This is a genomic window from Labrys sp. E2SS-1L, assembly GCF_057073705.1.
Map to the genome: position 1 here is coordinate 1496514 of NZ_CP172713.1, position 23343 is coordinate 1519856.

Consider the following 23343-nt stretch of genomic DNA (forward strand, 5'->3'; position numbering starts at 1 on the left):
CTTACTCCACTTGACCGACGGCGGCTTTGATCCGCGCGATCGCTTCCGACAGCACTTCCTCGCTTGTGGCGGTGGAGATGCGAAAATAGGGTGACAGACCGTAGGCGGCGCCAGGCACCGAGGCCACGCGCCCCTCGTTCAGGAGATAGGAGGCCACCGCGGCATCGTCGGCCAGGACCTCGCCCTTCGGCGTTCGGCGGCCGATCAGGCTCACGCAGCCGATATAGGCGTAGAAGGCGCCCTCGGGCGGGGACAGCGACAAGCCGTTGACCTGCCGGATGCCCTCGACCACCAGATTGCGCCGGGCTTCGAAGGCCTTGCGGAAACGAGAGACCTCTTCCTGCGGGCCATTCAGTGCGGCGATCGTGGCGGCCTGCGCAATCGAGCAGACCGACGTCACCGACTGGCTCTGGATCGTGCCCATCGCCTTGACGAGCGGTGCCGGACCGGCCGCGTAGCCGACCCGCCAGCCGGTCATGGCGTAGGCCTTCGACACGCCATTGACGATCAGGCTGCGCTCCCTGAGCTCGGGACAGGCCACGCCGAAAGACACGAATTGGCGATTATCGAAGAGGATGTGCTCGTAGATCTCGTCGGAAAGGACGAGCACCTGCGGGTAGCGGGCCAGCACGGCCCCCAGCGCCCTGAGCTCGTCCGTCGAATAGACCGCACCGGAGGGATTTCCCGGCATGTTCAGGAACAACCATTTGGTCCTCGGGGTGATCGCCCGCTCAAGCAGCTCCGGCGTCAGCCGGAAGCCGGTCGTCTCCGGGCACTCGACGATGACCGGCGTGCCGCCGAGAAGCTTCACCATCTCCGGATAGGACACGAAATAGGGCGCCGGCAGGATTGCCTCGTCGCCCGTCTCCAGCGTCGCCATCAACGCATTGAAGATGATCTGCTTGGCGCCATTGGCCACGACGATGTCATCGGCACCATAGTCCAGCCCGTTCTCGCGCTTGAACTTGCCGGCAATCGCTGCCCGCACCTCCGGCGTGCCGTTCGCCCCGGTATAGAGGGTCTGGCCTGCCCTGGCTGCGGCATAGGCGGCGTCGATGATGTGGGCCGGCGTCGGAAAATCGGGTTCGCCGAGACCGAGGTCGATGACATCGACCCCCTTTGCCCTGAGAGCCTTGGCGGCCTGCGAAGCCGCCATCGAGGCGGAGGGTTTGACGACTGACAATCGGGATGAAATGTAGCTCACTTGCCGCTCTCCAGCACATATCCCTTGGATCTGTCTTGCGCCCTGGCATCCGGGCTGCGTCTGGAGGGATCTCCATAGCCCCCTCCCCCCGGCAGCTCCAGGATCAGCCGGCGGCCCGCCGGGACATGCTGCCAGCCCTTCGGCTTCAGTGCCGTGCCGTCATCGAGGCGCACGCTGCCGGGCTTGCCGTCCTCACCGCCATTGCGTCCCCTTGGCGGATGACGAACGCGATCGAACATCGCGGAGAAATCGAACTCGTGTCCGTCGATGGCCTGGATCTCGATGATCTGGCCAAGCCCGCCACGCAGCTCGCCGTCGCCGCCCGAGCCGGGCCGCAGCTCCTTGCGCCAGATCACGATGGGACCGGTGTGCTCGGTCGCCTCGATCGGCATGGTGTGCACGCCCGAGGGGAAAGCGGTCGCCGACAGCCCGTCGAGATCGGGCCGGGCGCCCATGCCGCCGGAATTGAACATCAGCACTTCGGCCTTGCGCCCCTCGCCACGAACGACAGGGCGCACGGAAATGTGGATGTTCCAGAGCGCGCCTGCTCCCTCGGCGAGGATCTTCCCGGGCAGAGCCTGGGCCAGGGCACCCAGTACCAGATCCGGCACCATATGGCCGAAGATGTGCCTGAGCGCCACTGGCGCCGGCCTCACCGCGTTCAGGATGTTGACCGGCGAGGTTACCGTGAAGAAGTCCAGCGAGGCCGCATTGTTCGGGATGTCCGGCGCCACCACGCATTTGAGCGCATAGCAGGCATAGGCCTTGCTGTAGATGATCGGGCAGTTGATCCCCCACCGGCTCATCGCATCGGTGCCGGTGAAGTCGACATCGACATGGTCGTCGCGCACGGAAACCGTCGCCGCCAGCTTGACCGGCTCGTCATAGCCGTCCGTGACCAGTTCGTTGGACCAGCTCCCCTTCGGCAACGCCTCGATGCGCTCCATCATGGCATTGCGCGTACGCGAGAAGATGAAATCGCCGAGTGCGTCGAGCGAGGGCAGGCCGATCTCGTCCATCATGGCGACGAGGCGGCGGTGGCCGACTTCATTGCAGGCCGCGAGCGAGTAGAAATCGCCCACGACCTGGTTCGGTTCGCGCACGTTCACACGCAGGATCCTGACGAGGTCGGCGTTGACCTTGCCCTTCTCGGCGAACTTCATGATCGGGATCTGGATGCCCTCTTCGTAGACGGACTTGCCGTCTGCACCAAAGCCTCGGCCACCGACATCGACCACATGCGCCGTGCAGGCGAAGAAGGCGACGAGTTCGCCATTGCGAAAGGACGGCGACACCATGGTGATGTCATGCAGATGGCCGGTGCCCAGCCAGGGATCGTTGGTGACGTAGGTATCCCCCTCGAACATGTTCTCGCGAGGGATCTCGTTCATGAAATGGAGCACGGCTTCCGCCATGGTGTTGACATGGCCCGGCGTACCCGTGACCGCCTGCGCCAGCATCTTGCCCCGTGGGTCGAAGACACCGGCCGACAAGTCTCCCGATTCACGCACCGAGGTGGAAAAGGCCGTACGCAAGAGTGTCAGGGCCTGCTCCTCGACGACGGAGATCAAGCGGTTCCACATCACCTGCATGCGGATCTCGGCAATGTTGCTCATGGCTGACTGCCTTTGCGAACGAGAAGGATCGAACCGTCGCTCTGGATGACGGCATCGAAAGGTGAGGTCACGACCGTCGAGGTCTCGCGTTCGACCAGGACCGCAGGACCGCTGACGCGGTCGCCGGCCTGAAGCGTTTCCCGCTCGATGATGGCGTAAGTCTGCAGTGCGCCGGCCGCAGGATCGAAGACCTCGCGCTTCGCGGCCGGTGCAACGCTTCGGGTGCCCAGGGTCAGCGTATGCTGCCGGGACGCCGGCCGCTGGTCGGTCGCCTTGACCGACCAGGTGACGATCTCGATCTCGAGGCCATCCAATCCGTCGATGGCACGGCCGAAGAAGCGCTGGTAGTTGTCGAGGAACAGGTTCTCTAGAAGGCGTCCGGCATCGCTGCCGAGATGCGTGTCAGGTACCGGCACCGGAATCTCCCAGCCCTGCCCCGCATAGCGCATGAAGGCCGTGACCTCGCAGAGGATCTTACCGTCGGTCCCCGCCCGCACGAAGCCTTCTGCGGATTTGCGGAGCTCGGCGAGAAGGGCGTTGGCCTCCGTCACGTCGAAGCGGGAAAGGCGCGTCAGGCGGGAGGCCAGTGCCTCATAGCCGAACGGAGCTTTGAGGAAGCCTATGGCGGAGCCGACGCCGGCCCCCTGCGGCACCAGGCACTGGTCGATGTTCAGTTTCTCGCACAGCCGGGCCGTATGGAGCGGTGCCGCCCCCCCGAAGGCGATCATCAAATTGTCGGAAATGTTCTTGCCGTTCTCGACCGCGTGGACGCGGGCGGCGTTAGCCATGTTCTCGTCCACGACCTCGCAGATGCCGAAAGCCGCTGCGGTCGCTTCAAGGGAGAGCCGTTCCCCCACATCCCGCGCGATCGCCTGTTTCGAGGCCGCCATGTCGAGCCTGATCGCGCCGCCGGCGAAATTGTCGGGGTCGAGCTTGCCCAGCACCAAGTCGGCATCGGTGATGGCGGGACGCTTGCCGCCGCGCCCGTAGCAGGCCGGCCCCGGTTCCGAGCCGGCGCTTTCCGGGCCGGTCTGGATACGTCCCATCGCATCGACCCAGGCGATTGAGCCGCCGCCGGCGCCGATCTCGATCATCTCGATCACCGGGATCGAGATGGGCATGCCGGAGCCCTTGCAGAAGCGGTAGGTCCGCGCGACTTCGAAGGTGCGCGCGGTACGCGGCGTGAAGTCCTCGATGAGGCAGATCTTCGCGGTCGTGCCGCCCATGTCGTAGGAGACGACGTGGTTGAGGCCAAAGCGCCTGGCGATATCGGCTGCGAAGATCGCGCCACCCGCAGGCCCCGACTCGACGAGGCGGACCGGGAACTCCGAGGCTGTCTCGACCGAAATCAGCCCGCCGCCGGAATGGATCATGAAGACGGGGCAGTTTGCGCCCATGTCCTTCAAGCGGGTCTGGAGGCGCGCGAGATAATCAGCCATCTGCGGCCGCACATAGGCGTTGGCACAGACCGTGTTGAAGCGCTCGAACTCGCGCATCTGGGGCGAGACCTCGGCGCTGATCGAGATCGGCAGGTCGAGCTTGGCGGCGAGAATCTCGCGGGCGCGGCGTTCATGCGAGGGGTTCGCATAGGAATGAATGAAGCCAATCGCCACCGCGCCGAACCCGCCGCCGGCAATGGCTTCGGCGATCTCCTCCATGGCGACCTCGTCCAGGGGCTGCAGTTCCTGCCCTTCAGCGCCGATGCGGCCCTTGACGGCGTAACGATGTTCGCGCGGGATCAGCGGCGTCGGCAGGCGCAGATTGAGATCGTACTGCTCGAAGCGGTTTTCCGTACGCATCTCGATCACGTCGCGGAATCCCTCGGTCGTGATCAGGGCCGTCTTGGCGCCGCGCCGCTCGATCAGGGCGTTGGTCGCGAGGGTCGTGCCATGGATGACGATGCCGATCTCGGATGCGGAAATGCCCGCGTTCCGCGTCACGATCTCGATGCCGTCGAGGATCGCCTGCTCGGGCGCCGCATAATTCGTCAGGACTTTGGTGGAGAAAATCCTGCCTCGCAGGTCGAGCGCGATGTCGGTGAAGGTACCACCGATATCGGCGCCGACACGGATATCTTGCCTGGCCGTATTCATGCTTTGACCTTTTGCGAAGCGAGCGCGACGGCGCGCATCTGTGAGAGGGTTTGGCGCGGCGTCAGGGCTTCCGGCGACACCACGATGTCGAGTACCGCACCGGTCGTCGATTTCAGGGCGCGGCCGAAGGCGGCCGGGAAGTCGCGCGTGGCACTCACCCTTTCGGCATGGAAACCGTAAGCCCTCGCCAGCTCGACGAAATCAGGGTTCTCGAGCGTGGTGCCTGAGACGCGCGCCGGATAGGTGCGCTCCTGATGGGCGCGAATGGTGCCGTAGATGCCATTGTTGACGATCAGGACGATGGGCTGCGCCCCGGCCTGCATCGCTGTGCCGAGTTCCTGGCAGTTCATCTGGAAGTCGCCATCACCGGCGAAGCAGACGACGGTGCGGAAGGGAACAGCCACCTTGGCCGCAATCGCCGCCGGCAGGCCATAGCCCATCGCGCCCGATTGCGGTGCCAGCAGGCGGGCCCTGGGACCGAACTTGAAGAATTTGTTGGGCCAGACGGTGAAATTGCCGGCACCATTTGTGAGGATGACATCCTCCGGCAGATTGTCGCGCAGCCAGGCGCTCACCTCGACCATGTCAACAGGGCCGGGCTGCGGCGGGGCGTCGAAGGTCGCCTCATATTTCATGCGCGCTTGTTCCCGCCATGCGCCCCAATCCCCCTTCACCGGGTTCAGTGCTCGGACGAACGCATTGGGGCCGGCTTGAATGCCGATGGAGGGGATGTAGATCTTGCCGATCTCGCGGTCCGAGGCGTGCACATGCACGAGCTTCTGGGCCGGCTTCGGCACGGACAGCAGCGAATACCCATCCGTCGTCATCTCGCCGAAACGCACATTGACAGCGACGATGACATCGGCGTCGCGGATCAGTTCCTTGACGTGGGGCGCCATGCCGACGCCGGCCTCGCCCACGAACACCGGAGAGCCGTTGTCGAACTGGTCCTGGTAGCGGAAGGCGCAGACGACCGGGATGTCCGAAGCCTCGGCGAAGGACTGTAGGGCCGCGCGGCCGTCCGCATTCCAGTTGGCGCCGCCGATCAGGACCAGAGGCCTTCGCGAGTCTGCGATGAGCGCGCGCGTCGCTGCCAGAGCGGTGGCATCGGGAGTTGGCTCGAAGATCGGCACAGGCCGGCTGATCGGCTGCGCATCCGTCAGCGCGGTCAGCATGTCCTCAGGCAGCGCGATGACCACCGGACCAGGCCGTCCCGTCAGCGCAGTCGCCCATGCCCGCGCGAGAACCTCCGGAATCCGCGAGACCTCGTCGATCTCGACGGCCCATTTGGCAAGCGTGCCGAACACGGCCCGATAGTCGAGTTCCTGGAAGGCCTCGCGGCCCTTCATATCCCGCCCAACCTGTCCGACGAACAGGATCATCGGCACGCTGTCCTGCATGGCGGTATGTACACCGATGCTGGCATTGGTAGCGCCCGGGCCCCGGGTGACGAAGCAGATCCCGGGGGTGCCGGTCAGCTTGCCATACGCGGCAGCCATGAACGCGGCGCCGCCCTCGTTGCGGCACAGCACATAATCGAACTTGCCGACCTGATCGTGCAGCGCATCCAGAACCGCCAGGTAGCTTTCGCCGGGAACGCCGAAGCTCTTGGTCGCTCCCAGCGACACAAGGCAATCGACCAGCAGCCCGCCCCCGTTGCGCGTCATATCCAAATTTCCTTTCCTGGATGGCCTGTTGGGTGCCACGATGTCGCCTCGCCCCGAGGGCCCGTATCGCGTCGCCCTGACCACGTCCTGTCCCAAGACCGTGCCTTCAGACGGCCCGAAGCGAAATCAAGAAATGCCCGGCATTTGGAAAGTTCTTCTTTGCCAAGTGGAGGCCACGACCACGCCCGGATTCATGATGCCGGCAGGGTCGAGCGCCTGCTTCAGCGCAAGCATCAGTGCGCGTTCCGTCGAATGCCTCGAATTGTCCGCCAGGGCGACTTTCGAACGGCCGAGGCCATGCTCCGCCGCGAAGCTGCCGTCCATGCCGGTTGCCAGGGAGGCGAGCGCCTGCACGAGCGCGGGGATGCTGTCGGCCGCCATTTCCCCTCCTTCGGGAGGGGAAATGTTGTAGTGGATATTGCCGTCGGCGAGATGGCCGAAAGGGTTCACCCGGGCGCCCGGAAGAATCTCCTGACAAATCTGGCCGCCGGCCGCGATAAAGGCTGCGATCTTGCCCGGCGGCACGCAGATGTCGTTCTTGACCTGCTGCCCTTCCAGGCGCTGGCCCTCGGGCTGCTCCTCCCGCAACCGCCAGAAATGCGCCCGCTGCGCCTCCGACATCGCCAGGGCGCCGTCGCTGACCAGCCCTTGGGCCATGCCCTGCTCCAGCAGAGAGGCCAGGATGTCGTCGAGCGGTACCAGCGCCGACCCGGCCGTCAGCTCGACGAGCACATAGGCAGCGTCGCGGCTTTCCAGCGGAAAGGCCAGTCCCGCGACATGCTTCAGGGCCAGCGATACGCCGAAATCCGAGAAGAATTCGAGCGCCGAGGTGAATTCGGCCGCCTCTCTTCGCACCAGGGCGCCGAAGGCCATCGCGGCCTCATGGCTCGGCAGCGCCAACAAGGCGGTCACGCGGGTCCGCGGGGCGGGAAACAATCGGAGCACCGCCCGCGTGATCACCCCGAGCGTGCCCTCTGACCCCGCGAAGAGCTTGCGGAGCTGATAGCCGGCATTGTCCTTGAGGACCGAGCGCAGGCCGTTCCAGATTTCTCCATCCGGCAGCACCACTTCGAGGCCGAGAACCAGATCCTGCATCAGGCCATAACGAAAGGCCTGGCTGCCACCGGCATTCGTCCCGATCAGTCCACCGATTCTCGCGCTGCCTTCCGCGCCCAGATGCAGTGGGAAGATCAACCCGTGGCGTTCCACCACCTCGTGCAGTGCGGACAGCACCACGCCGGCACCGACCCGTATCGATCCGCTCTCCGCTTCGGGCGGTTCGATATGAGTCATGCGCGACAGCGACAGGATGACGGTGTCCTGCCCATGGGCGACGGCGCCTCCACAAAGGCCGGTATTGCCTCCCTGCGGCACGATGCTGACACCGGCTGCGCGGCATGCCTTGACGACCTCGGCGACCTCCTGCGTGTCGGCAGGCCGAGCAACACCGAGCGGCGCGACGCCGAAGCGATCCAGCCAGTCACGCTGGTAGGGAGCGGCATCGGCTTGCGAAAGCCAGCCTTTGCTGCCGAGCAGCCCCGACAATCTGTCATGGAGGTCAAGCATGCGTCGAGCCTCGAATGGATAAGGAGATGGGCTTCACCCGTGCCGAGCCACTCAGTGGCCGATGACCTGGGAGAGGAACTGGCGGGTGCGCTCGTTCCCCGAAGAGGTGAAGAATTCCTCGGGGGGTGCCTGTTCGACGATCTCCCCGGCATCCATGAAGATCACCCGATCCGCGACACGGCGCGCAAAGCCCATCTCATGCGTCACACAGATCATCGTCATGCCTTCGGATGCCAGCGTGACCATGACATCCAGTACTTCCGAGATCATCTCGGGATCGAGCGCCGAGGTCGGCTCATCGAACAGCATGATCTGGGGTTGCATGCAGAGCGCACGCGCGATCGCGACGCGCTGCTGCTGCCCGCCCGAGAGCTGTCCGGGATATTTGCTTGCCTGTTCGGGGATCCGCACCTTCTGGAGATAGCGTAGCGCTGTTGCTTCGGCCTCGGCGCGCGGGGTCTTGCGCACCAACATCGGCGCGAGCACGCAGTTCTCGAGCACGGTCATATGCGGGAACAGGTTGAAGTGCTGGAACACCATGCCGACTTCGCGGCGGATCTCGTCGATATTGCCGATATCGTCGTTCAACTCGGTGCCCAGGACGACGATATCGCCCGAATTGTGCTGCTCCAGGCGATTGATGCAGCGGATCATCGTCGACTTTCCGGACCCCGAGGGACCACACACGACGATCTTCTCGCCGCGCCGAACCGTAAGGTTGATGTCCCTCAAAGCGTGGAAATTGCCGTAGAACTTGTTCATCCCCGTGATCTCGACGGCGCTGCCGGTGCTGGACGTGGCATTGGATTCGGGCATTTGGAGCTCCCTAGAGCGTTTTCCAGAAAAGTTGATAGACTTTTCGATTAAGAAAGCGCGTCAAAACAAAGAGTTAGAGAGGAAGGGCAATTCGGAGAAATCGCACTTTGCTCTAGCGTTCGCCAATCGCCATCCGGCGCTCGAGATAGGCGCCATAGCGAGACAGACTGAAGACGAAGACGAAATAGATCAGGGCGATGAAGACGTAGACTTCGACATAGGCGAAGCGCCAATCGCCGGTGCCGTAGGCGGCGTTGCCCGAGGCCAGCACTTCGAAGAAGCCGACGATGACGACCAGCGAGGTTTCCTTGAATGAAATCACGAACTGGTTGATCGTGGCCGGCAGCGCGTTGCGCATGGCCTGCGGCATGACGATCCGGCTGATGCGCTGCCAATAATTCAGGCCAAGCGCCATTGCCGCCTCTTCCTGGCCCTTGGGCACACCCTGCATGCCACCCCGGATGATCTCGGCCTGATAGGCCGAAAAGAAGAGCGCCGAACCGACGATGACCCGGTAGAGCTTGTCTCCCTGAAGCCAGCCCGGCAAGGCGAAGGGCAGGACGACAGCGAATGTGAACAGGATGGAGATCAGGGGAAGCGAACGCACGGCGTCGATGATGATCCCTGTCGTTCTCGAGATCCAAGGCAGTTCCGACCGACGCAGCAGGGCCAAGCACATCGCCAGCGGAAAGCCGATTAGGCAGGTCGTCACGAAGATAAAGAGGGTCAGTGCGAGTCCGCCCCAGACCTCCTCGCCCTCATAGGGTAGGCCGAAGACGCCGCCTTTCATCAGCACGTAGAAAAGGGCTGTTCCCAACGTCCAGATCAGGGCAATGCGCCTGCCCGTCCAGCAGGACGGCAGACAGCTCAGGACGGTCATGACCACCACGATGACGCAAGCCAGGGCCGAGCGCCATTGTTCCTCATAGGGATAGAGGCCGAAGAGAATGATGCGCCAGCGCGCCGCAATGACGGACCAGCAGGCACCTGCCGCCGCCTGGCAGGCCTTGGGCCCGCGGCTGGCATCGAAGACAGCGGAGAGGATCGCCCAGTTCAACAGTTTCCAGACGATCAGCGCCATCAGCGCGAGGCAAGTGATCGTGACGATCGCCTGGAGAGGCGTGCTGAAAAACCGGCGGCGCGCGGTGTTGATCCTGCCGGGGGCAGGCAGATCGAGAGTCGTCATGCCTATCCCCTCAGCTGATTGCCCTTGAGGGCGATCGCGCGGTTGATACGGTTGAAGACGGCGGCCAGCGAAAGGTTGATGGCCAGGAAGCCCGCCATGAGTATTCCGATGGATTCCAGCGTCCGGCCGGAGTGGTTGATGGCGAGAGCCACGATCATGAAGAAATCGGTGAAGCCCACGGCGATCCCCATGGTCGTCGCCTTCATCAGCCAGACATACTGATTGGCGAGGATCGGCAGCATGGCCCGCAGGGCCAGTGGGAACCGGACCCTGGAGAAGGTCTGCCACGGACGCAGCCCCAGGGACTGCGCGGCCTCGACCTGCCCTTTTCCGACCGCCTTGAAGCCACCGCGGACGATCTCCGCGATGTAGGACCCGCCATAGATCGCGATAGCGATGACCAGTGCGGTGAATTCGGGAGAGATCCTCAGCCCGCCCCGCAGGTTCAGGCCTTGCAGGACGGGATAGTTCAACACGGGCCCATCGGCGGGACGGCCGAGGAGCAGGATGGCGAGCGCGCACAGGAGGGCAGCACCGGCGGCCGCCCATTGCAGATCGAGCCGGGAGCCCTGGGGACGACGAAGATATTTCGTCCGTCCGATCCAGATCGGCAGAACGCATGCCGCCACCAGCGCCAGGATGATCGCCGCGAGGAGCGCGCCACCGACATTGGGTATCGGGACATAGAGGCCACGGCTGGTCAGGAAGACATCGCCTGCCCGATAGGCATTTCTCGGCACCGGTAGGTGAGTAATGATCGCATACCAGAAAAAGACCTGCAAAATCAGAGGGATATTGCGGAATATATCAACATAGGTGCGGCCGAGAAGTTGAGCGGTTTCGTTCGAAGAAGTCCGGGCGAATCCGACGATCCCACCGACGATGGTCGCCAGGATCAGGCCACTGACACCAAGGAACAGGGTGTTCAGGATGCCGCACAGGAAATACCACCAATAGGGATCGTTCGCCGTCACCGGAAGCAGCGAGAAGTTGAGGTCCCAACCCGTGGACCTGAACAGAAAGTCGAAGCCGAAAGACAGGCCTTGCGCAGTCAAATTCTGCCAGGCCGTCAGTATGCCGGCAACGACGACAACGGCAAGGGAACCGACAAACAGGAGTTGCAACAGTGCGTTACGCACCTTCTGATTTCGCAGGAGGCTACCCATCGACCAACCTTTCATGAAACGGGCCGTGCGCCGCCCGACCGAAGCCGGGCGGAGGCTGCCGAGGTTCAGTCGATCACCATCGGGAACAGGACGCCGCCATTGTTCCACAGATTGGTGAGGCCGCGGTCCATCTTGTAGGGCGAGTCCTTGCCAAGGTCGCGGTCGAAGATCTCGCCGTAGTTGCCGACTTTCTTGATGACGTTGTAGGCCCAGTCATCGGAGAGGCCGAGACCCTTGCCCATACCCGGGGCAACGCCGAGGAACTTCGCGACCTGGGGTGAGGTCGGCTTGGCGCGGATGTCGTCGACGTTCTTGGAGGTGATGCCTTCCTGTTCGGCGAAGACGAGAGCGCTGAGCATCCAGTTCGCGATATTGGTCCAGTTGTCGTCGTTCTGGCGGGTGATCATCACTTCGGGCTCGACCGCGAGCTCGTCCGGCAGGATGATGTGATCCTCGACCTTGCCCTTGGCGGCGCGCGCGATGGCGAGCACCGGTCCCCACTGCGCATAGAGATCGCAGCGGCCGGAGAAATAGGCCTGCTCGAGCTCTTCGGTCTTCTCGATCAGGACAGGCTCCAGCTTGATGCCGAGTTTGGCGGTATAGGCCGCGACCTGCTGTTCCTGCGTGGTGCCGGCGGGAATGCAGATCGTGCCGCCCTGTGCGTCCTTCAGGGACTTCAGGCCGAGCTCCTTGTGAGCCATGACCTTGGTGGTGCCGAGATAGTAGGAATTGGTGAATTGCAGGCCCAGATCCGTGTTGCGGCTCAGGGTGGCACCCGATGCCTTGATGACGATATCGACCTCGCCCGATTGCAGCGACGGCCAACGCTGCGCCCAGCTGATCGGCACGATCTTCAGCTTGGCCGGATCGCCGAACACGGCCGTGGCCAGGGCCCGGCAAAGATCAATGTCCAGACCCTTCCAGTTGCCCTTGTCGTCCACCTCGGCAAAACCGAGATAAGAACCGTCATGGCCGGTACATTGCAAAACGCCCCTCGCCTTCACGGTATCCAGGGTCTTGCCACCGGCGGCGTGGGCGGCGCCGGATAAAAGGATACCCATGAGAGCCACGGCCGTGGCTCCCCGCTTCATTGCTTTCATCTTCGTTCTCCTGTGGTGATTGACTTTTCTTGTTGTTGGGGCCTCGCCTGCTGAGCGCGAGGTCCGAAACATTCGGCTCCCGTCAATCGGAGAGCGGAATAGGCTTGGGCAGGGGCGAGGCCATCAGGTCATTCAGCCAATCCTGTTGCGTGAGCCAACGGTGCAGCGCCGCCACCGCCTTGGCGCGCAAATGCCCCTTCGGCACGACCAGATAGAAACCCGGAACCTCGTCCGAAGGCATGTCCTCCAGCGCGTCCTGCCCCATCGGGGCCACCAGTGCGCCAGAGCGCAGATCTTCTGCGGCATCGATGACCGACACCAGGCCCACACCGATGCCCTGCAGCGTTGCCCGCCTCATCGTCGCTGCATCGTCGAAGCCGATGCTGCGGTCGCTGTCCGTCTGCTCGACCTTGAGATGCCTGAGGATATCGGGCCACAGCCGCTTCGACTTGACGGTGTCGAGGAGCGTGAACCGGGTCAGGTCCTGCGCCGAGCTGATCTGCTGCCCGATCGCCGGCGTGCAGCAGATGATCTTGGGGTCGGGCACCAGCAGGGTCGTCTCGAAATCAGGCCAGCCGCCGTAGCCCCATTGCACCGTCATGTCGATGTCGTCGCGTCCGAAGTCCGGCAGATCGACCATGGTCGTCAAACGGAGGTCGGCACCCGGCAGGATCTGCCGGAACAAGGCAAGCCGCGGCAGAAGATAATGGGTGGCGAAATAGGGACTGGCATTGAGGTTGATGCGATCGCGATAGGTGGACTTCGTAACGCGCCGAACCCCTTCCGCGAATTCCTCAAAACCGGCTTTGACGTAGTGAGAAAGCAGGATTGCCGATTCCGTAAGCTCGATTGCCCGCCCCTTGCGCTCGAACAAGGTGACCTGCAACGTGTCTTCCAGAACCTTGATCTGCTGCCCGACAGCCTGCGGCGTCACCAATAGTTCGTCCGCTGCCTGTCGAAAGCTCTTGTGCCGCACGACCGCGTGAAAGACCCGCAAGGCATTCAGCGGCGGTAGGCGCAGCTTCTCACTCATGGTCAGGCCTTCTCCCGGATCGTTGGTACTCCACTGCAGGAATCGAGACTGCAAAAATCGAGCCATCGACGGAGCGCCGGCGCCTCTGCCGGCGCCGATCAGGCATAGATGTAACCGCCCGAAACGATCACGTTTTCACCGGTCATGTAGGTGTTCTTGGGACCGGCGGTCATCAGGACCCATTCCGCGATTTCCGAAGGCAGCGCGCCGCGGCCGAGCGGGCTGGCCTTCGCCAGCTCCTCGAGGAAGCCGAGAGCTTTGGCGCGCTCGGTCGCCATGCCGGCGGGCGCCACCGAGTTCACCAGGATCCCGTCCTTGGCGACATGATGGGCGAAGGAGCGGGTGAGGCTCACCACGGCCGCCTTGGTGGCGGCATAATGGGCATTCTGGGGATGGGCCTTGAAGGCATCGACGGAGGTGAGGTTCACGATGCGGCCGCGAACGTGATCCTGCCCGGGCTCCTGGGCCTGCATGTGGCCGACGGCCGCTACCATCATGTGGTAGGTGCCCTTGATGTTGATGCCGTTGGAAGCATCCCATTCGGCATCGGTGATCTCCAGCAGCGGCCGGCGGGGATAGATCGCCGCGCAATTGATCAGGGTGTCGATGCGACCGAGCTTTGCGGCGATGGCCTCGAAAGCCTTGTGGCATTCCGGCCCGACCTGGATGTCGCAGGTGGCGACGGCGGTGGGCAGTCCCTTGGCGCGGGCCGGCTCGAGCGCCGCCTCGGCGGCTTCGCGGTTGATGTCGATGATACCGACCTTGGCGACGCCAGCCTCGACGGCCATGCGGGCCAGCAACGCCCCCAGGCCGGAACCCCCACCGACGATGACCAGGGAAAGATCTTTCATGACCGATTTCCTTATTTGCTTCCGCTCGCCGAGGTCGGCCGAGTCGGCATGATGTCGAAGCGGGTGACGTCGGCCCAGGCCGGCAGCGAGAGAAGGGCAACCACCATCTTCGCCACGTCCTCGGGCTGAACGGCGACATTGCCCGCATACATGGCGGCTCGCGCCTTGGCGTCGAGGATGTCCTTGTAGAGCTGCGTCTCCACGCGGCCCGGCACGATCTCGGTCACCCGGATGCCGTATTGGGAGAGGTCCACGCGCAGCGAGGCGGCAAAGCCCGAAATGGCGGCTTTGGCAGCCGAATAGACGGCGATATTGGCGAAAGCAGCGTGCGCTGCAGAAGAACCCGTGAAGAGGATATGGCCCGCGCCTCTCTCGCGCATCTGCGGCACGACCAGGCGGGTCAGCGCGATGGCGGCACTCAGATTGACTTCCAGCGCGGTATCGATATCCGCCATCTTCATGTCGGCGAAATTGCCGAGCGGCGGCATCATGCCGGCATTGTTGATCAGGACATCGACATGGAGGCCGGAAACGACCGCTTCCATGGCTTCCCGGTCCGTGACATCGACGGCGATGGGCGTGATGCCGGGGCGTTCCGCCCGCAGGCTTTCCAGCGCCGCCTCGTTCCGCCCCAGGGCATAGATTTCATAGCCGGCTTCGCTGAGGGCGAGGGCCATGGCCCTGCCGATTCCACTTGTCGCGCCTGTGATGAGAGCTGTGGTCACGTGGTTTGTTCCCATTCCCGTCAGGCGAGTTTGTCGCTTTAGGATTTCGGGGGAAACCAAGAAAATCGGGAAATAGGAAAGATAAATTTTCTATTTCCCGATCTGGTGCCGGCGAGATGGAATGCCCTCGAACCATGATGGTCGCCGCTAAATCGGACGCGGCGCCCTGCATGGCTCCCTCATCCAGGGGGCTGGCAGCGCCGATCGACGCCTACCGGCCCAAAATCCCGCTTTCGCAATCGAGAGTTTCCTGCGGCCACCGACACGGCGGCCAAATCTCATTTGCCCGTGGCGAGGGACCGCCCGAATTCGTCTGCCAGCAGCGCCGCTGCCCCCTCGCCTCCCTCGCGCTCGCCGCCGACGCCGGAGGAGGAGGCGAGCTCCCGCACCCTTTCGAGGCTGGCATGCAGATGCTTGCGCATGGCCCGGCGGGCTGCCCGGCCATCTCCCCGCTCGATCGCCTCGACGACGGCATTGTGCTCCTTGTGAATGCGGGCGTAATAGCGATCCTTGAGCGAGGCCGCGACGACATAGCCGAGCTGGTAGCGCGGGACGATCTTCGGCTTCAGATAGATGAGGAACGCATGCATGAGCTCGTTCCTGGTCGCCTTGGCGATGGCCAGGTGAAAATCATAATCGTAGTGGATGTTGATCGCCGCCGGATCTTCCTGCTGGGCGTCGAATTCCTCCATGAGCCTGCGGATTTCCGCAGCCTCGGCAGGTGTGCAACGCTCCGCGCACAGACCGGCCGCCTCCACCTCCACGCTCAGCCGCAATTCGAGAAGCGCGATGGTCTCCGGCAAGGTCTTCAACGCCTCGTCGGGTATCGAGAAATTGCGGACCGCCGGCTGTTCTCCCACGAAGATGCCGCGTCCCTGATGGGGAACGAGAAGCCCCTCCGACCTCAACCGCGCCACCGCCTCCCGCACCACCGTACGGCTGACCTCATATTCGGCGCACAACTCGGCCTCGGTGGGCAATTGGGCGCCGGGCAGCAATTGCCCCGCCCGGATCTTCTCGACCAGGCTATCAGCGACAATGGTCGACAGCGGTTTTCGTTTCGTCATTCCATGCCTTCTCGTGCCATCCCTGCCAGATGAACGATGCCATGCCCGTCCGCAATACCCTAAAGCGTTTTGTGATTTCTCGGAATCACCGAGAATCGCAAAGACACGTCGGAACAAAGAGTTAGAGCAAACAAGCGGTCGCGTGCGAGCGCGCTTTGCTCTCGGGCAAGTGCGTTCGTGACTGAACGCATATTGGCCCTAACTCCCTGCTTCGACCCGTCCAGATCACGGCGAGCATGATGCATTTGAACGGGCTTCAGACTGCCGCGGTCACGATGAGCTCCACCAGCATGCCGGGCTTGGCCATTCGTCCCTCGCCCGAGGAGCGGGCTGGCGCATGCTCCTTCGGCATCCAGTCGTCCCACACCGAATTGACTTCGTCGAAGTCGCGGATGTCGTCCAGCCACATCTGCACATGCAGGATGCGGGTCTTGTCGGTGCCCGCCTTCGCCAGGAGGGTATCGATCTTGTCCAGTACTTCGCGCATCTGGTCGGCGGCGGACTGGCCTGGCCGCGCCACCTGCCCGGTCAGGTAGAGGGTACCGTTGTGGATCACGCCATGATGGATGCGGGTATCGAAGTCGAAGCGGCTGATAGCGCTCATGATGTCCTCAGGATTGGCCGGCGGGCTGGCGAATGGGATTGCCCTGCAGATATTGGGCATAGGGAGCCTGGACGAGCCATCCGGCGTCGACCGGCAGGGTCACGCCCGTGATCGAGGCGGCGCGCTCGGAACACAGGAAGAGCGCGGCTTCGGCTACGTCGCGCGGCTCGACGAAACGGCGCAGCGCCGTCGTCGCCTGGATCGCCTCGGGATTGCGCTCGCCATTGGCGATCTTGGCCTTCAGGCCGTCCGACAGGGTGTAGCCCGGCGCCACGGCATTCACCCGGATGCCCTTCGGTCCCAGCTCCGCCGCCAGGATCTGCGTCAGGGCGAGGATGGCATGCTTACCGGGCGTATAGGCGGGAAGCGAAAGCGGCGCGAAGGATGCGAGCGAGCCGACATTCAGGATCGCCCCCCTGCCCGCCTGCGCCATCAGGCGGCCGAAGGTCTGGCAACCCAGCAACGTGCCGCGATAATTGATGCGCCAGAGCCTCTCGTCCTCCTCGAGATCCTGGTCGAGCACGCGCTTGCCGCTCTGCAGGATGCCGGCGCAGTTGACCACCACCTGCGGCACGCCGAAGGCCTCGCTGACCGCTTGCGCCAGCGCATCGACCGAGGCGGCATCGCCGACATCGACGGCCAGGAAGCGGGCGGCGGGAGAGCCGGCGGCCTCGCAGGCCCGGGCGGTATCCGCGCCACGCACCTCGTCGCGCCCTGCCACGGCGACCTTGTAGCCTTCTTCGGCAAAGCGCAGCGCGATGGCGCGGCCGATGCCCGAGGTACCGCCGATGACCACGGCGCTCTTCACCTCAGCCATTGCTGCGCTCCTTGCGATCAATGTCGAAGAATTCGGACATGGCGCGAACCTGGAAATCCATCATCGGGCGGCCCGGCTGCACGGTACAGCCGCGCTCGCGGGCCGCGCGCAGCAATGCCGTCTCGGCCGGTTCCATGATGATATCGACCACCAGCGTCTCCGGGGTCAGCTTGCTGACGTCGAGCGGCAGGGGATCGCCTTCGTGCATGCCGACCGGCGTGGCGTTGACCGCCATATCCATGCCGCTCGGATCGGCTTCACCGACAGCGATGCGGCAGGCCGGGAATTTCTGCGCCACGAGCCTGGCGAGCTGTTCGGCCCGGTTGGCATCGACATCGTTGAGGCGGATCTCCGCCGCCCCTGCTTCCGCAAGGCAATAAGCCAGCGAGGCCCCGGCGCCGCCGGCGCCGACCTGGAGCACACGGCGTCCGGCGAGGCGATGGCCGCCGGCGACCAGGGCGTCGATGAAGCCGACGCCGTCGAAATTATCCGCATACCAGCTGCCATCCGCCTGGCGGCGCACCGAATTGGCGCTCTGGACGCGGGCGGCACGGTCATGCGCCGCCGCGCATTTATGGAAGACGGTGACCTTGTAGGGCACCGAGATGATGACGCCGCGGATATTCTCGGCGGCGGTGAGGCCGGCCCAAAAGGTCTCGAAATCCTCGGGTCGGCAGGTGAGCGGCGCCATCAGGCTGTCGAGGCCCTTCTGTTCGAAGACCTCGTTGAAGATGCCAGGGCTCTTGGCATGCCCGACGGGGTGGGCGAGCATGACGAAGACATCGGCTTTACCGGTTCCGCGCATCAATTGGTTTCCTTCAAATTTGTCAGGGTGTGGCCGCTGAGCATTTCAAGCGCCCGCACCAGTGAGGAATGATCGGCTTCCGCCCCGCCCTCCATGGCGGTGCAGGCATTCATGAGTTCCTGGGTCGATGCCGTGTTGGGCAGCGACACACCGAGGGAGCGGGCGCTTTCAAGCGCCAGCCCGAGATCCTTCTGGTGGAGCCGGATGCGGAAACCCGGCGCGAAGGCCCGCGTCGTCATGCGCTCTCCATGCACTTCGAGGACGCGCGAGGCGGCAAAGCCCCCCAACAGTGCCGTGCGCACCTGCACCGGATCGCAGCCGGCCTTGCTGGCGAAAACCAGGGCCTCGGCCACAGCCTCGATATTGAGGGCGACGATGATCTGGTTGGCGATCTTGCAGGTCTGGCCGGCGCCATTGGCCTCGCCGATCAGCGTGATATTCTTGCCGAGCGTCTCGAACAGAGGCAGCGCCCGTTCGAAATCCTGCCTGGGGCCGCCAACCATGATCGTCAGGCTGGCCGCCTTCGCGCCGACCTCGCCGCCGGAGACCGGCGCGTCGAGATAATGTGCGCCCGCTTCCCGGAAGCGGGCAGCAAAGCGCGCCGTGGCGATGGGGCTGATCGAACTCATATCGATCACCAGGGCACCCGGCGCGATGCCGTCGAGAACGCCGTCCGGCCCGAGGAGCACGCGTTCGACATCGGGCGTATCGGGCAGCATCGTTATGACGACGTCCGACTGCTCGGCCACCTGCGAAGCCGTCGCCAGGACCTTCGCGGCGAGATCCGCCGGCAGCGGCGAACGGTTCAGCACCGTCACTATCTCATGCCCGGCCTTGGCCAGATGGCGTGCCATCGGGGCACCCATGACCCCCAATCCGATGAAACCGATCTTCACTGTTTTCCTCACGCGGCTTGCGAATTTCAGAAGGCGACTTGCGGCGTCGATTGAGCGTATGATATATGACATCATACAAATTTCAACACACCTTCTTCGTGATGGAGGCTAGCTGCATGCTCGAACGTCCCAACCCCTTGAAGGCGGCTGCCCAGGCTGACAAGGCCCATATCGGCGTGTGGTGCTCCCTGGCTTCCGCCTTGACCACCGAGATCGTCGCGGGCTCGGGCGCCGGCTGGCTGCTCATCGATGGCGAGCACAGCCCCAACCATCTGCGCAGCCTGATGGCGCAGCTTCAGGTGCTGGGCGGCTTTACCTGCGAAGGCGTTGTCCGCCTGCCATCCGACGACAGCAATCTCATCAAGCAAGCCATGGATATCGGCGCCCGCAGCCTGATGATCCCCAATGTACGCACACCGACGCAGGCCCAGGCGATCGTCGCGGCGATGACCTACGCTCCGGGCGGCCATCGCGGCTTCTCGGTCGGGCATCGCGCCAATGCTTTCGGACGCATCAAGGACTATCACGCCAACGCCCGGACCCATCAGCTTCTCGCCGTGCAGATCGAATGCGAGACCGGTGTCGCCAATGCGGCGGAGATTGCCGCAATCGAGGGGGTCGACGTGCTGTTCGTCGGCCCCGGCGACCTCTCCACCAATATGGGCTTCATGGGCAATCCGAATGCGCCGGAGGTTCAGAAAGCGATCGCTTCAGTTCACCAGGCCGCCCGCAAGGCTGGAAAGGCCAGCGGTATCCTGGCGCCCGTCAAGGCTGATGCGGACCGCTATCTGGCCGACGGGTTCACCATGGTCGCCGTCGGCTCCGACCTCGGCCTCCTCGCCCGCGGCTCCGATGCGCTGGTCGCTTCCTTCAACTCCTGACGAGAACATTCGCCATGGCCATCCCGCCCTACAAGGCACCTTCACGTCGTTCCTACGACATCGTCATCGTGGGAGGCGCCGCCGTCGGCTCCTCAACGGCCTATTGGCTCAGCCAGACCCTCGGTGAGACGGCCTCGATCCTGGTGGTGGAACGCGACAGCAGCTACGAGTTCTCCTCGACAGCCCTTTCGACCAGTGCCATCCGCCAACAATATTCCAATCCGATCAATGTGAAGATCAGCCAGTTCGGCATCGAGATCATTCGCGATTTCCCGCAGCGTATGGCGCCCTTCTTCCAGGGCGAGCCGGCACCGGATCTCGGCTTCAAGGAGCATGGCTATCTCTATTGCTGCACCCCCGAAGGCGTCGAAGCCGCCAAGGCGCGCGTGGAGCTGCAGCGCAGCCTCGGCGCCGGCACCGTCTTCCTCGAACCGGGCCCGCTGAAGGACCGCTTTCCCTGGCTCAATGTCGAGGATCTCGGCGGCGGCGCCTGGGGATCGCGCGACGAGGGCTGGTTCGATTCCATGGGACTGCTGAACGGCTTTCGCCGCGCGGCCCGGGGCAGCGGCGTCGAATATATCGACAACGCCGTGATCGGCCTGGACCTCAAGGACAATCGTGTCGTAGCCGTCCGACTGTCGACCGGCGAGACGGTCTCCTGCGGTACGTTGGTGAATGCCGCCGGCCCGCGCGCCCAGCAGGTCGCGGCAATGGCGGGTCTCTCGATCCCGGTGGAGCCCCGCAAGCGCTACAGCTTCGTCTTCGCCAGCGCCACGCCGATCCCCGGCCGCATGCCCAATGTCATCGACCTCACGGGCACCTTCGTGCGCCCGGAAGGCGAGCTCTTCCTCACCGGCAACACGCCGCAAAAGGAAATCGCCAGGGACTACGAGGATTTCGAGACCGACATGGAGGAGTTCGACGACTATATCTGGCCGGCGCTCTACCACCGGATACCAGCCTTCGACGCGTTGAAGGTGCAGCAATTCTGGACGGGCCATTACGAGTACAACACGCTCGACCATAACGGCATCGTCGGCTTCCATCCTCAGATCTCGAATTTCATGTTCGCCAACGGCTTCTCGGGGCATGGCCTGCAACAATCGCCGGCCGTGGGGCGGGCCGTGTCGGAACTGATCATTCACGGTGCCTTCCAGACACTGGACCTGACGCCGTTCCGCTACGAACGCGTTCCGGCCAATGAGCCCTTCCTCGAAGAAGCCGTCATCTGACGGCGCCGACGTTCCAAAGTCGCAGGATGGCAGGTGACCGCAAAGGGCACCGCCACTGAAGGAGAAGCCCCATGAAAGTTCTCGTGCCCGTGAAGCGGGTGGTCGACTACAATGTGAAGATCCGCGTGAAGGCCGATGGGTCTGGTGTCGATCTCAACAATGTGAAGATGTCGATGAACCCCTTCGACGAGATCGGCGTGGAGGAAGCGCTGCGTCTGAAGGAAGCCGGCAAGGCGAGCGAAGTGGTGGTGGTTTCGATCGGTCCGGCCCAGGCGGCCGAGACGCTGCGCTCGGGCCTGGCCATGGGCGCCGACCGCGGCATCCTGGTCAAGACCGACGCCACCGTCGAGCCTCTGGCGGTGGCCAAGCTGCTCAAGGCGGTGATCGGTAACGAGAACCCGGGCCTGGTCATCCTGGGCAAGCAGGCCATCGACGACGACATGAACGCCACCGGCCAGATGCTGGCGGCGCTGCTGGGCTGGCCGCAGGGCACCTTTGCCTCCAAGCTCGAGGTCGGCGGCGACAAGATCGACGTTGTCAGAGAGGTCGATGGCGGCCTGCAGACGGTTGCGCTCAACCTGCCGGCAATCATCACCACGGATCTGCGCCTCAACGAGCCGCGCTATGCTTCGCTGCCCAACATCATGAAGGCCAAGAAGAAGCCGATCGACGAGACCAGCCCCGAGGCGCTGGGCGTCGACATCGCGCCGCGCCTGACCGTGGTGAAGACGGTGGAGCCGCCGGCCCGCCAGGCCGGCAAGAAGGTCGCCTCGGTGGCCGAGCTGGTCGACAAGCTCAAGAACGAAGCCGGCGTCATCTGAGCGCAGGAGGATTGATATCATGACCACTCTTCTCATCGCCGAGATCGACGCCACCGGCCTCAAGGACGTCACCAACCGTGCCCTCACCGCGGCCCTCGAGCTCGGCGGCCCGGTGCATGTGCTGGTGGCCGGCGCCAACACTCAGGCTGCCGCCGAGTCCGCCGCCAAGCTCCAGGGCGTCGAAAAGGTGCTCGTCGCCGATGCCGCCTATGAGCATCGCCTGGCCGAGCCGACGGCGGCCCTGATCGTCAGCCTGGCCGGTTCCTACGACGCCATCGTGGCGCCCTCGACGGCGGCCTGGAAGAACGTGCTGCCGCGCGTCGCCGCCTTGCTCGACGTCATGCAGATCTCCGACATCGTCAAGGTCGTCTCGCCCGATACGTTCGAGCGGCCGATCTATGCCGGCAACGCCATCCAGACCGTGACCTCGGCCGACGCCAAGAAGGTGATCACCGTGCGCACCGCCTCCTTTGCCGCCACCGGCGAAGGCGGTTCGGCGGTGGTGGAACCGGCCGCGGCCGCGGCCGATCCGGGCCTGTCGACCTTCAAGGGCGAGGAACTGGCCAAGTCCGACCGTCCGGAACTGGCCTCGGCCAAGATCATCATCTCGGGCGGGCGGGCCATGGCCAACCGCGAGAACTTCGCCACCTATATCGAACCGGTGGCCGACAAGCTCGGTGCCGCCATGGGGGCCTCGCGCGCCGCGGTCGATGCGGGCTATGCCCCCAACGACTGGCAGGTCGGCCAGACCGGCAAGGTGGTTGCGCCCGACCTCTACATCGCCGTCGGCATCTCCGGCGCCATCCAGCATCTGGCCGGCATGAAGGACAGCAAGGTCATAGTCGCCATCAACAAGGACGAAGAGGCCCCGATCTTCCAGGTCGCCGACTACGGCCTAGTGGCGGATCTCTACACCGCCCTGCCGGAGCTCAAGGTAACTCTGTAGATAGCGGCATTCCTGACTTGCAGGGGTACAGCCCCCACAGGTCTTCGCGCTGAACCGGATGTGCGGCGTGGCAAGCCCATCAATTTGACAGCACCCGGCGGGGTTAATAAGCTTTGCTCCAATTCGACTGGAGTATTCAGCAAGACGCTACGAAACAATCGAGACAGATCTGGCAACCCTTCATCCCATGCGAGGTATTGAACGATGTTTCTCATTCAAAGCGCGATACGATATATCCTCCAATATGCGAC

21 protein-coding genes are annotated in these 23343 nt (G+C 63.9%); 4 read left to right on the top strand and 17 right to left on the bottom strand.

Annotation, left to right across the window (positions count from 1 at the left end; all coding sequences use genetic code 11):
* Position 1: 1 nt before the first annotated feature.
* The 17 genes from ACIGJE_RS32450 to ACIGJE_RS32530 all read right to left on the bottom strand — a co-directional run bounded on the left by ACIGJE_RS32450 (position 2) and on the right by ACIGJE_RS32530 (position 19212).
* Positions 2-1204 (bottom strand): pyridoxal phosphate-dependent aminotransferase, encoded by a 1203-nt coding sequence (locus ACIGJE_RS32450; protein WP_483680668.1) that lies wholly within the window; start codon positions 1202-1204, stop codon positions 2-4.
* Entirely contained in the window at positions 1201-2820 is a 1620-nt protein-coding gene (locus ACIGJE_RS32455) for a hydantoinase B/oxoprolinase family protein (protein ID WP_483680670.1), read from the bottom strand. The genes ACIGJE_RS32450 and ACIGJE_RS32455 overlap by 4 nt, the downstream gene beginning before the upstream one ends.
* Positions 2817-4913, bottom strand: coding sequence for a hydantoinase/oxoprolinase family protein (locus ACIGJE_RS32460; protein ID WP_483680672.1), 2097 nt, complete (start codon positions 4911-4913; stop codon positions 2817-2819). Before ACIGJE_RS32460 ends, ACIGJE_RS32455 begins: the two co-directional genes overlap by 4 nt.
* Positions 4910-6580, bottom strand: coding sequence for a thiamine pyrophosphate-binding protein (locus ACIGJE_RS32465; RefSeq protein ID WP_483680674.1), 1671 nt, complete (start codon positions 6578-6580; stop codon positions 4910-4912). Before ACIGJE_RS32465 ends, ACIGJE_RS32460 begins: the two co-directional genes overlap by 4 nt.
* Before the next feature lie 126 nt (positions 6581-6706).
* A complete protein-coding gene (locus ACIGJE_RS32470) occupies positions 6707-8146 on the bottom strand; it encodes an FAD-binding oxidoreductase (protein WP_483680676.1) in 1440 nt (479 codons plus the stop codon).
* A gap of 51 nt (positions 8147-8197) precedes the next feature.
* The gene (locus ACIGJE_RS32475; RefSeq protein ID WP_483680678.1) at positions 8198-8962 is read right to left on the bottom strand and encodes an amino acid ABC transporter ATP-binding protein; all 765 of its coding nucleotides are present in this window, start codon (positions 8960-8962) and stop codon (positions 8198-8200) included.
* Between the two features lie 112 nt (positions 8963-9074).
* Complete coding sequence (locus ACIGJE_RS32480) at positions 9075-10148, bottom strand: amino acid ABC transporter permease (RefSeq protein WP_483680680.1); 1074 nt, start codon at positions 10146-10148, stop codon at positions 9075-9077.
* Between the two features lie 2 nt (positions 10149-10150).
* Positions 10151-11287, bottom strand: a complete 1137-nt coding sequence (locus tag ACIGJE_RS32485) for an ABC transporter permease subunit (RefSeq protein ID WP_483680682.1) — start codon at positions 11285-11287, stop codon at positions 10151-10153.
* Between the two features lie 92 nt (positions 11288-11379).
* The gene (locus ACIGJE_RS32490) at positions 11380-12414 is read right to left on the bottom strand and encodes an amino acid ABC transporter substrate-binding protein (protein ID WP_082979837.1); all 1035 of its coding nucleotides are present in this window, start codon (positions 12412-12414) and stop codon (positions 11380-11382) included.
* 82 nt (positions 12415-12496) lie between these two features.
* Entirely contained in the window at positions 12497-13447 is a 951-nt protein-coding gene (locus tag ACIGJE_RS32495) for a LysR substrate-binding domain-containing protein (protein WP_068290441.1), read from the bottom strand.
* A gap of 98 nt (positions 13448-13545) precedes the next feature.
* On the bottom strand, positions 13546-14298 hold the full coding sequence (locus tag ACIGJE_RS32500; protein WP_068290446.1) for an SDR family NAD(P)-dependent oxidoreductase: 753 nt from the start codon (positions 14296-14298) through the stop codon (positions 13546-13548).
* Positions 14299-14309: 11 nt separating this feature from the next.
* Positions 14310-15023: an SDR family oxidoreductase gene (locus ACIGJE_RS32505; RefSeq protein WP_156771578.1), complete on the bottom strand. Its 714-nt coding sequence runs from the start codon at positions 15021-15023 to the stop codon at positions 14310-14312.
* A 278-nt stretch (positions 15024-15301) separates the two neighbouring features.
* Positions 15302-16090, bottom strand: a complete 789-nt coding sequence (locus ACIGJE_RS32510) for a FadR/GntR family transcriptional regulator (RefSeq protein WP_068290452.1) — start codon at positions 16088-16090, stop codon at positions 15302-15304.
* Between the two features lie 256 nt (positions 16091-16346).
* Positions 16347-16694, bottom strand: coding sequence for a RidA family protein (locus tag ACIGJE_RS32515; protein ID WP_483680685.1), 348 nt, complete (start codon positions 16692-16694; stop codon positions 16347-16349).
* A gap of 7 nt (positions 16695-16701) precedes the next feature.
* Complete coding sequence (locus ACIGJE_RS32520) at positions 16702-17511, bottom strand: SDR family NAD(P)-dependent oxidoreductase (RefSeq protein ID WP_483680687.1); 810 nt, start codon at positions 17509-17511, stop codon at positions 16702-16704.
* Entirely contained in the window at positions 17504-18316 is an 813-nt protein-coding gene (locus ACIGJE_RS32525) for a shikimate dehydrogenase family protein (RefSeq protein WP_483680689.1), read from the bottom strand. Before ACIGJE_RS32525 ends, ACIGJE_RS32520 begins: the two co-directional genes overlap by 8 nt.
* Complete coding sequence (locus ACIGJE_RS32530) at positions 18316-19212, bottom strand: 2-hydroxy-3-oxopropionate reductase (RefSeq protein WP_483680691.1); 897 nt, start codon at positions 19210-19212, stop codon at positions 18316-18318. Before ACIGJE_RS32530 ends, ACIGJE_RS32525 begins: the two co-directional genes overlap by 1 nt.
* Positions 19213-19328: 116 nt before the next feature.
* Here ACIGJE_RS32530 and ACIGJE_RS32535 point away from each other — a divergent pair, with 116 nt between their 5' ends.
* The 4 genes from ACIGJE_RS32535 (at position 19329) to ACIGJE_RS32550 (ending at position 23092) form a co-directional block, all read left to right on the top strand.
* Entirely contained in the window at positions 19329-20093 is a 765-nt protein-coding gene (locus tag ACIGJE_RS32535; protein ID WP_483680693.1) for an HpcH/HpaI aldolase family protein, read from the top strand.
* A 14-nt stretch (positions 20094-20107) separates the two neighbouring features.
* Positions 20108-21325, top strand: a complete 1218-nt coding sequence (locus ACIGJE_RS32540) for an NAD(P)/FAD-dependent oxidoreductase (protein WP_483680695.1) — start codon at positions 20108-20110, stop codon at positions 21323-21325.
* Between the two features lie 71 nt (positions 21326-21396).
* The gene (locus ACIGJE_RS32545) at positions 21397-22146 is read left to right on the top strand and encodes an electron transfer flavoprotein subunit beta/FixA family protein (RefSeq protein WP_394312453.1); all 750 of its coding nucleotides are present in this window, start codon (positions 21397-21399) and stop codon (positions 22144-22146) included.
* A 19-nt stretch (positions 22147-22165) separates the two neighbouring features.
* Entirely contained in the window at positions 22166-23092 is a 927-nt protein-coding gene (locus ACIGJE_RS32550) for an electron transfer flavoprotein subunit alpha/FixB family protein (RefSeq protein ID WP_483680697.1), read from the top strand.
* The last annotated feature ends 251 nt before the right edge of the window (positions 23093-23343 follow it).

Bases quoted from the DNA above. Each gene is read 5' to 3' on its own strand.
- ACIGJE_RS32455 (WP_483680670.1), bottom strand. From the start codon at position 2,820: ATGAGCAACATTGCCGAGATCCGCATGCAGGTGATGTGGAACCGCTTG.
- ACIGJE_RS32460 (WP_483680672.1), bottom strand. From the start codon at position 4,913: ATGAATACGGCCAGGCAAGATATCCGTGTCGGCGCCGATATCGGTGGT.
- ACIGJE_RS32465 (WP_483680674.1), bottom strand. From the start codon at position 6,580: ATGACGCGCAACGGGGGCGGGCTGCTGGTCGATTGCCTTGTGTCGCTG.
- ACIGJE_RS32470 (WP_483680676.1), bottom strand. From the start codon at position 8,146: ATGCTTGACCTCCATGACAGATTGTCGGGGCTGCTCGGCAGCAAAGGC.
- ACIGJE_RS32475 (WP_483680678.1), bottom strand. From the start codon at position 8,962: ATGCCCGAATCCAATGCCACGTCCAGCACCGGCAGCGCCGTCGAGATC.
- ACIGJE_RS32480 (WP_483680680.1), bottom strand. From the start codon at position 10,148: ATGACGACTCTCGATCTGCCTGCCCCCGGCAGGATCAACACCGCGCGC.
- ACIGJE_RS32490 (WP_082979837.1), bottom strand. From the start codon at position 12,414: ATGAAAGCAATGAAGCGGGGAGCCACGGCCGTGGCTCTCATGGGTATC.
- ACIGJE_RS32495 (WP_068290441.1), bottom strand. From the start codon at position 13,447: ATGAGTGAGAAGCTGCGCCTACCGCCGCTGAATGCCTTGCGGGTCTTT.
- ACIGJE_RS32500 (WP_068290446.1), bottom strand. From the start codon at position 14,298: ATGAAAGATCTTTCCCTGGTCATCGTCGGTGGGGGTTCCGGCCTGGGG.
- ACIGJE_RS32510 (WP_068290452.1), bottom strand. From the start codon at position 16,090: ATGACGAAACGAAAACCGCTGTCGACCATTGTCGCTGATAGCCTGGTC.
- ACIGJE_RS32515 (WP_483680685.1), bottom strand. From the start codon at position 16,694: ATGAGCGCTATCAGCCGCTTCGACTTCGATACCCGCATCCATCATGGC.
- ACIGJE_RS32520 (WP_483680687.1), bottom strand. From the start codon at position 17,511: ATGGCTGAGGTGAAGAGCGCCGTGGTCATCGGCGGTACCTCGGGCATC.
- ACIGJE_RS32525 (WP_483680689.1), bottom strand. From the start codon at position 18,316: ATGCGCGGAACCGGTAAAGCCGATGTCTTCGTCATGCTCGCCCACCCC.
- ACIGJE_RS32535 (WP_483680693.1), top strand. From the start codon at position 19,329: ATGCTCGAACGTCCCAACCCCTTGAAGGCGGCTGCCCAGGCTGACAAG.
- ACIGJE_RS32540 (WP_483680695.1), top strand. From the start codon at position 20,108: ATGGCCATCCCGCCCTACAAGGCACCTTCACGTCGTTCCTACGACATC.
- ACIGJE_RS32545 (WP_394312453.1), top strand. From the start codon at position 21,397: ATGAAAGTTCTCGTGCCCGTGAAGCGGGTGGTCGACTACAATGTGAAG.
- ACIGJE_RS32550 (WP_483680697.1), top strand. From the start codon at position 22,166: ATGACCACTCTTCTCATCGCCGAGATCGACGCCACCGGCCTCAAGGAC.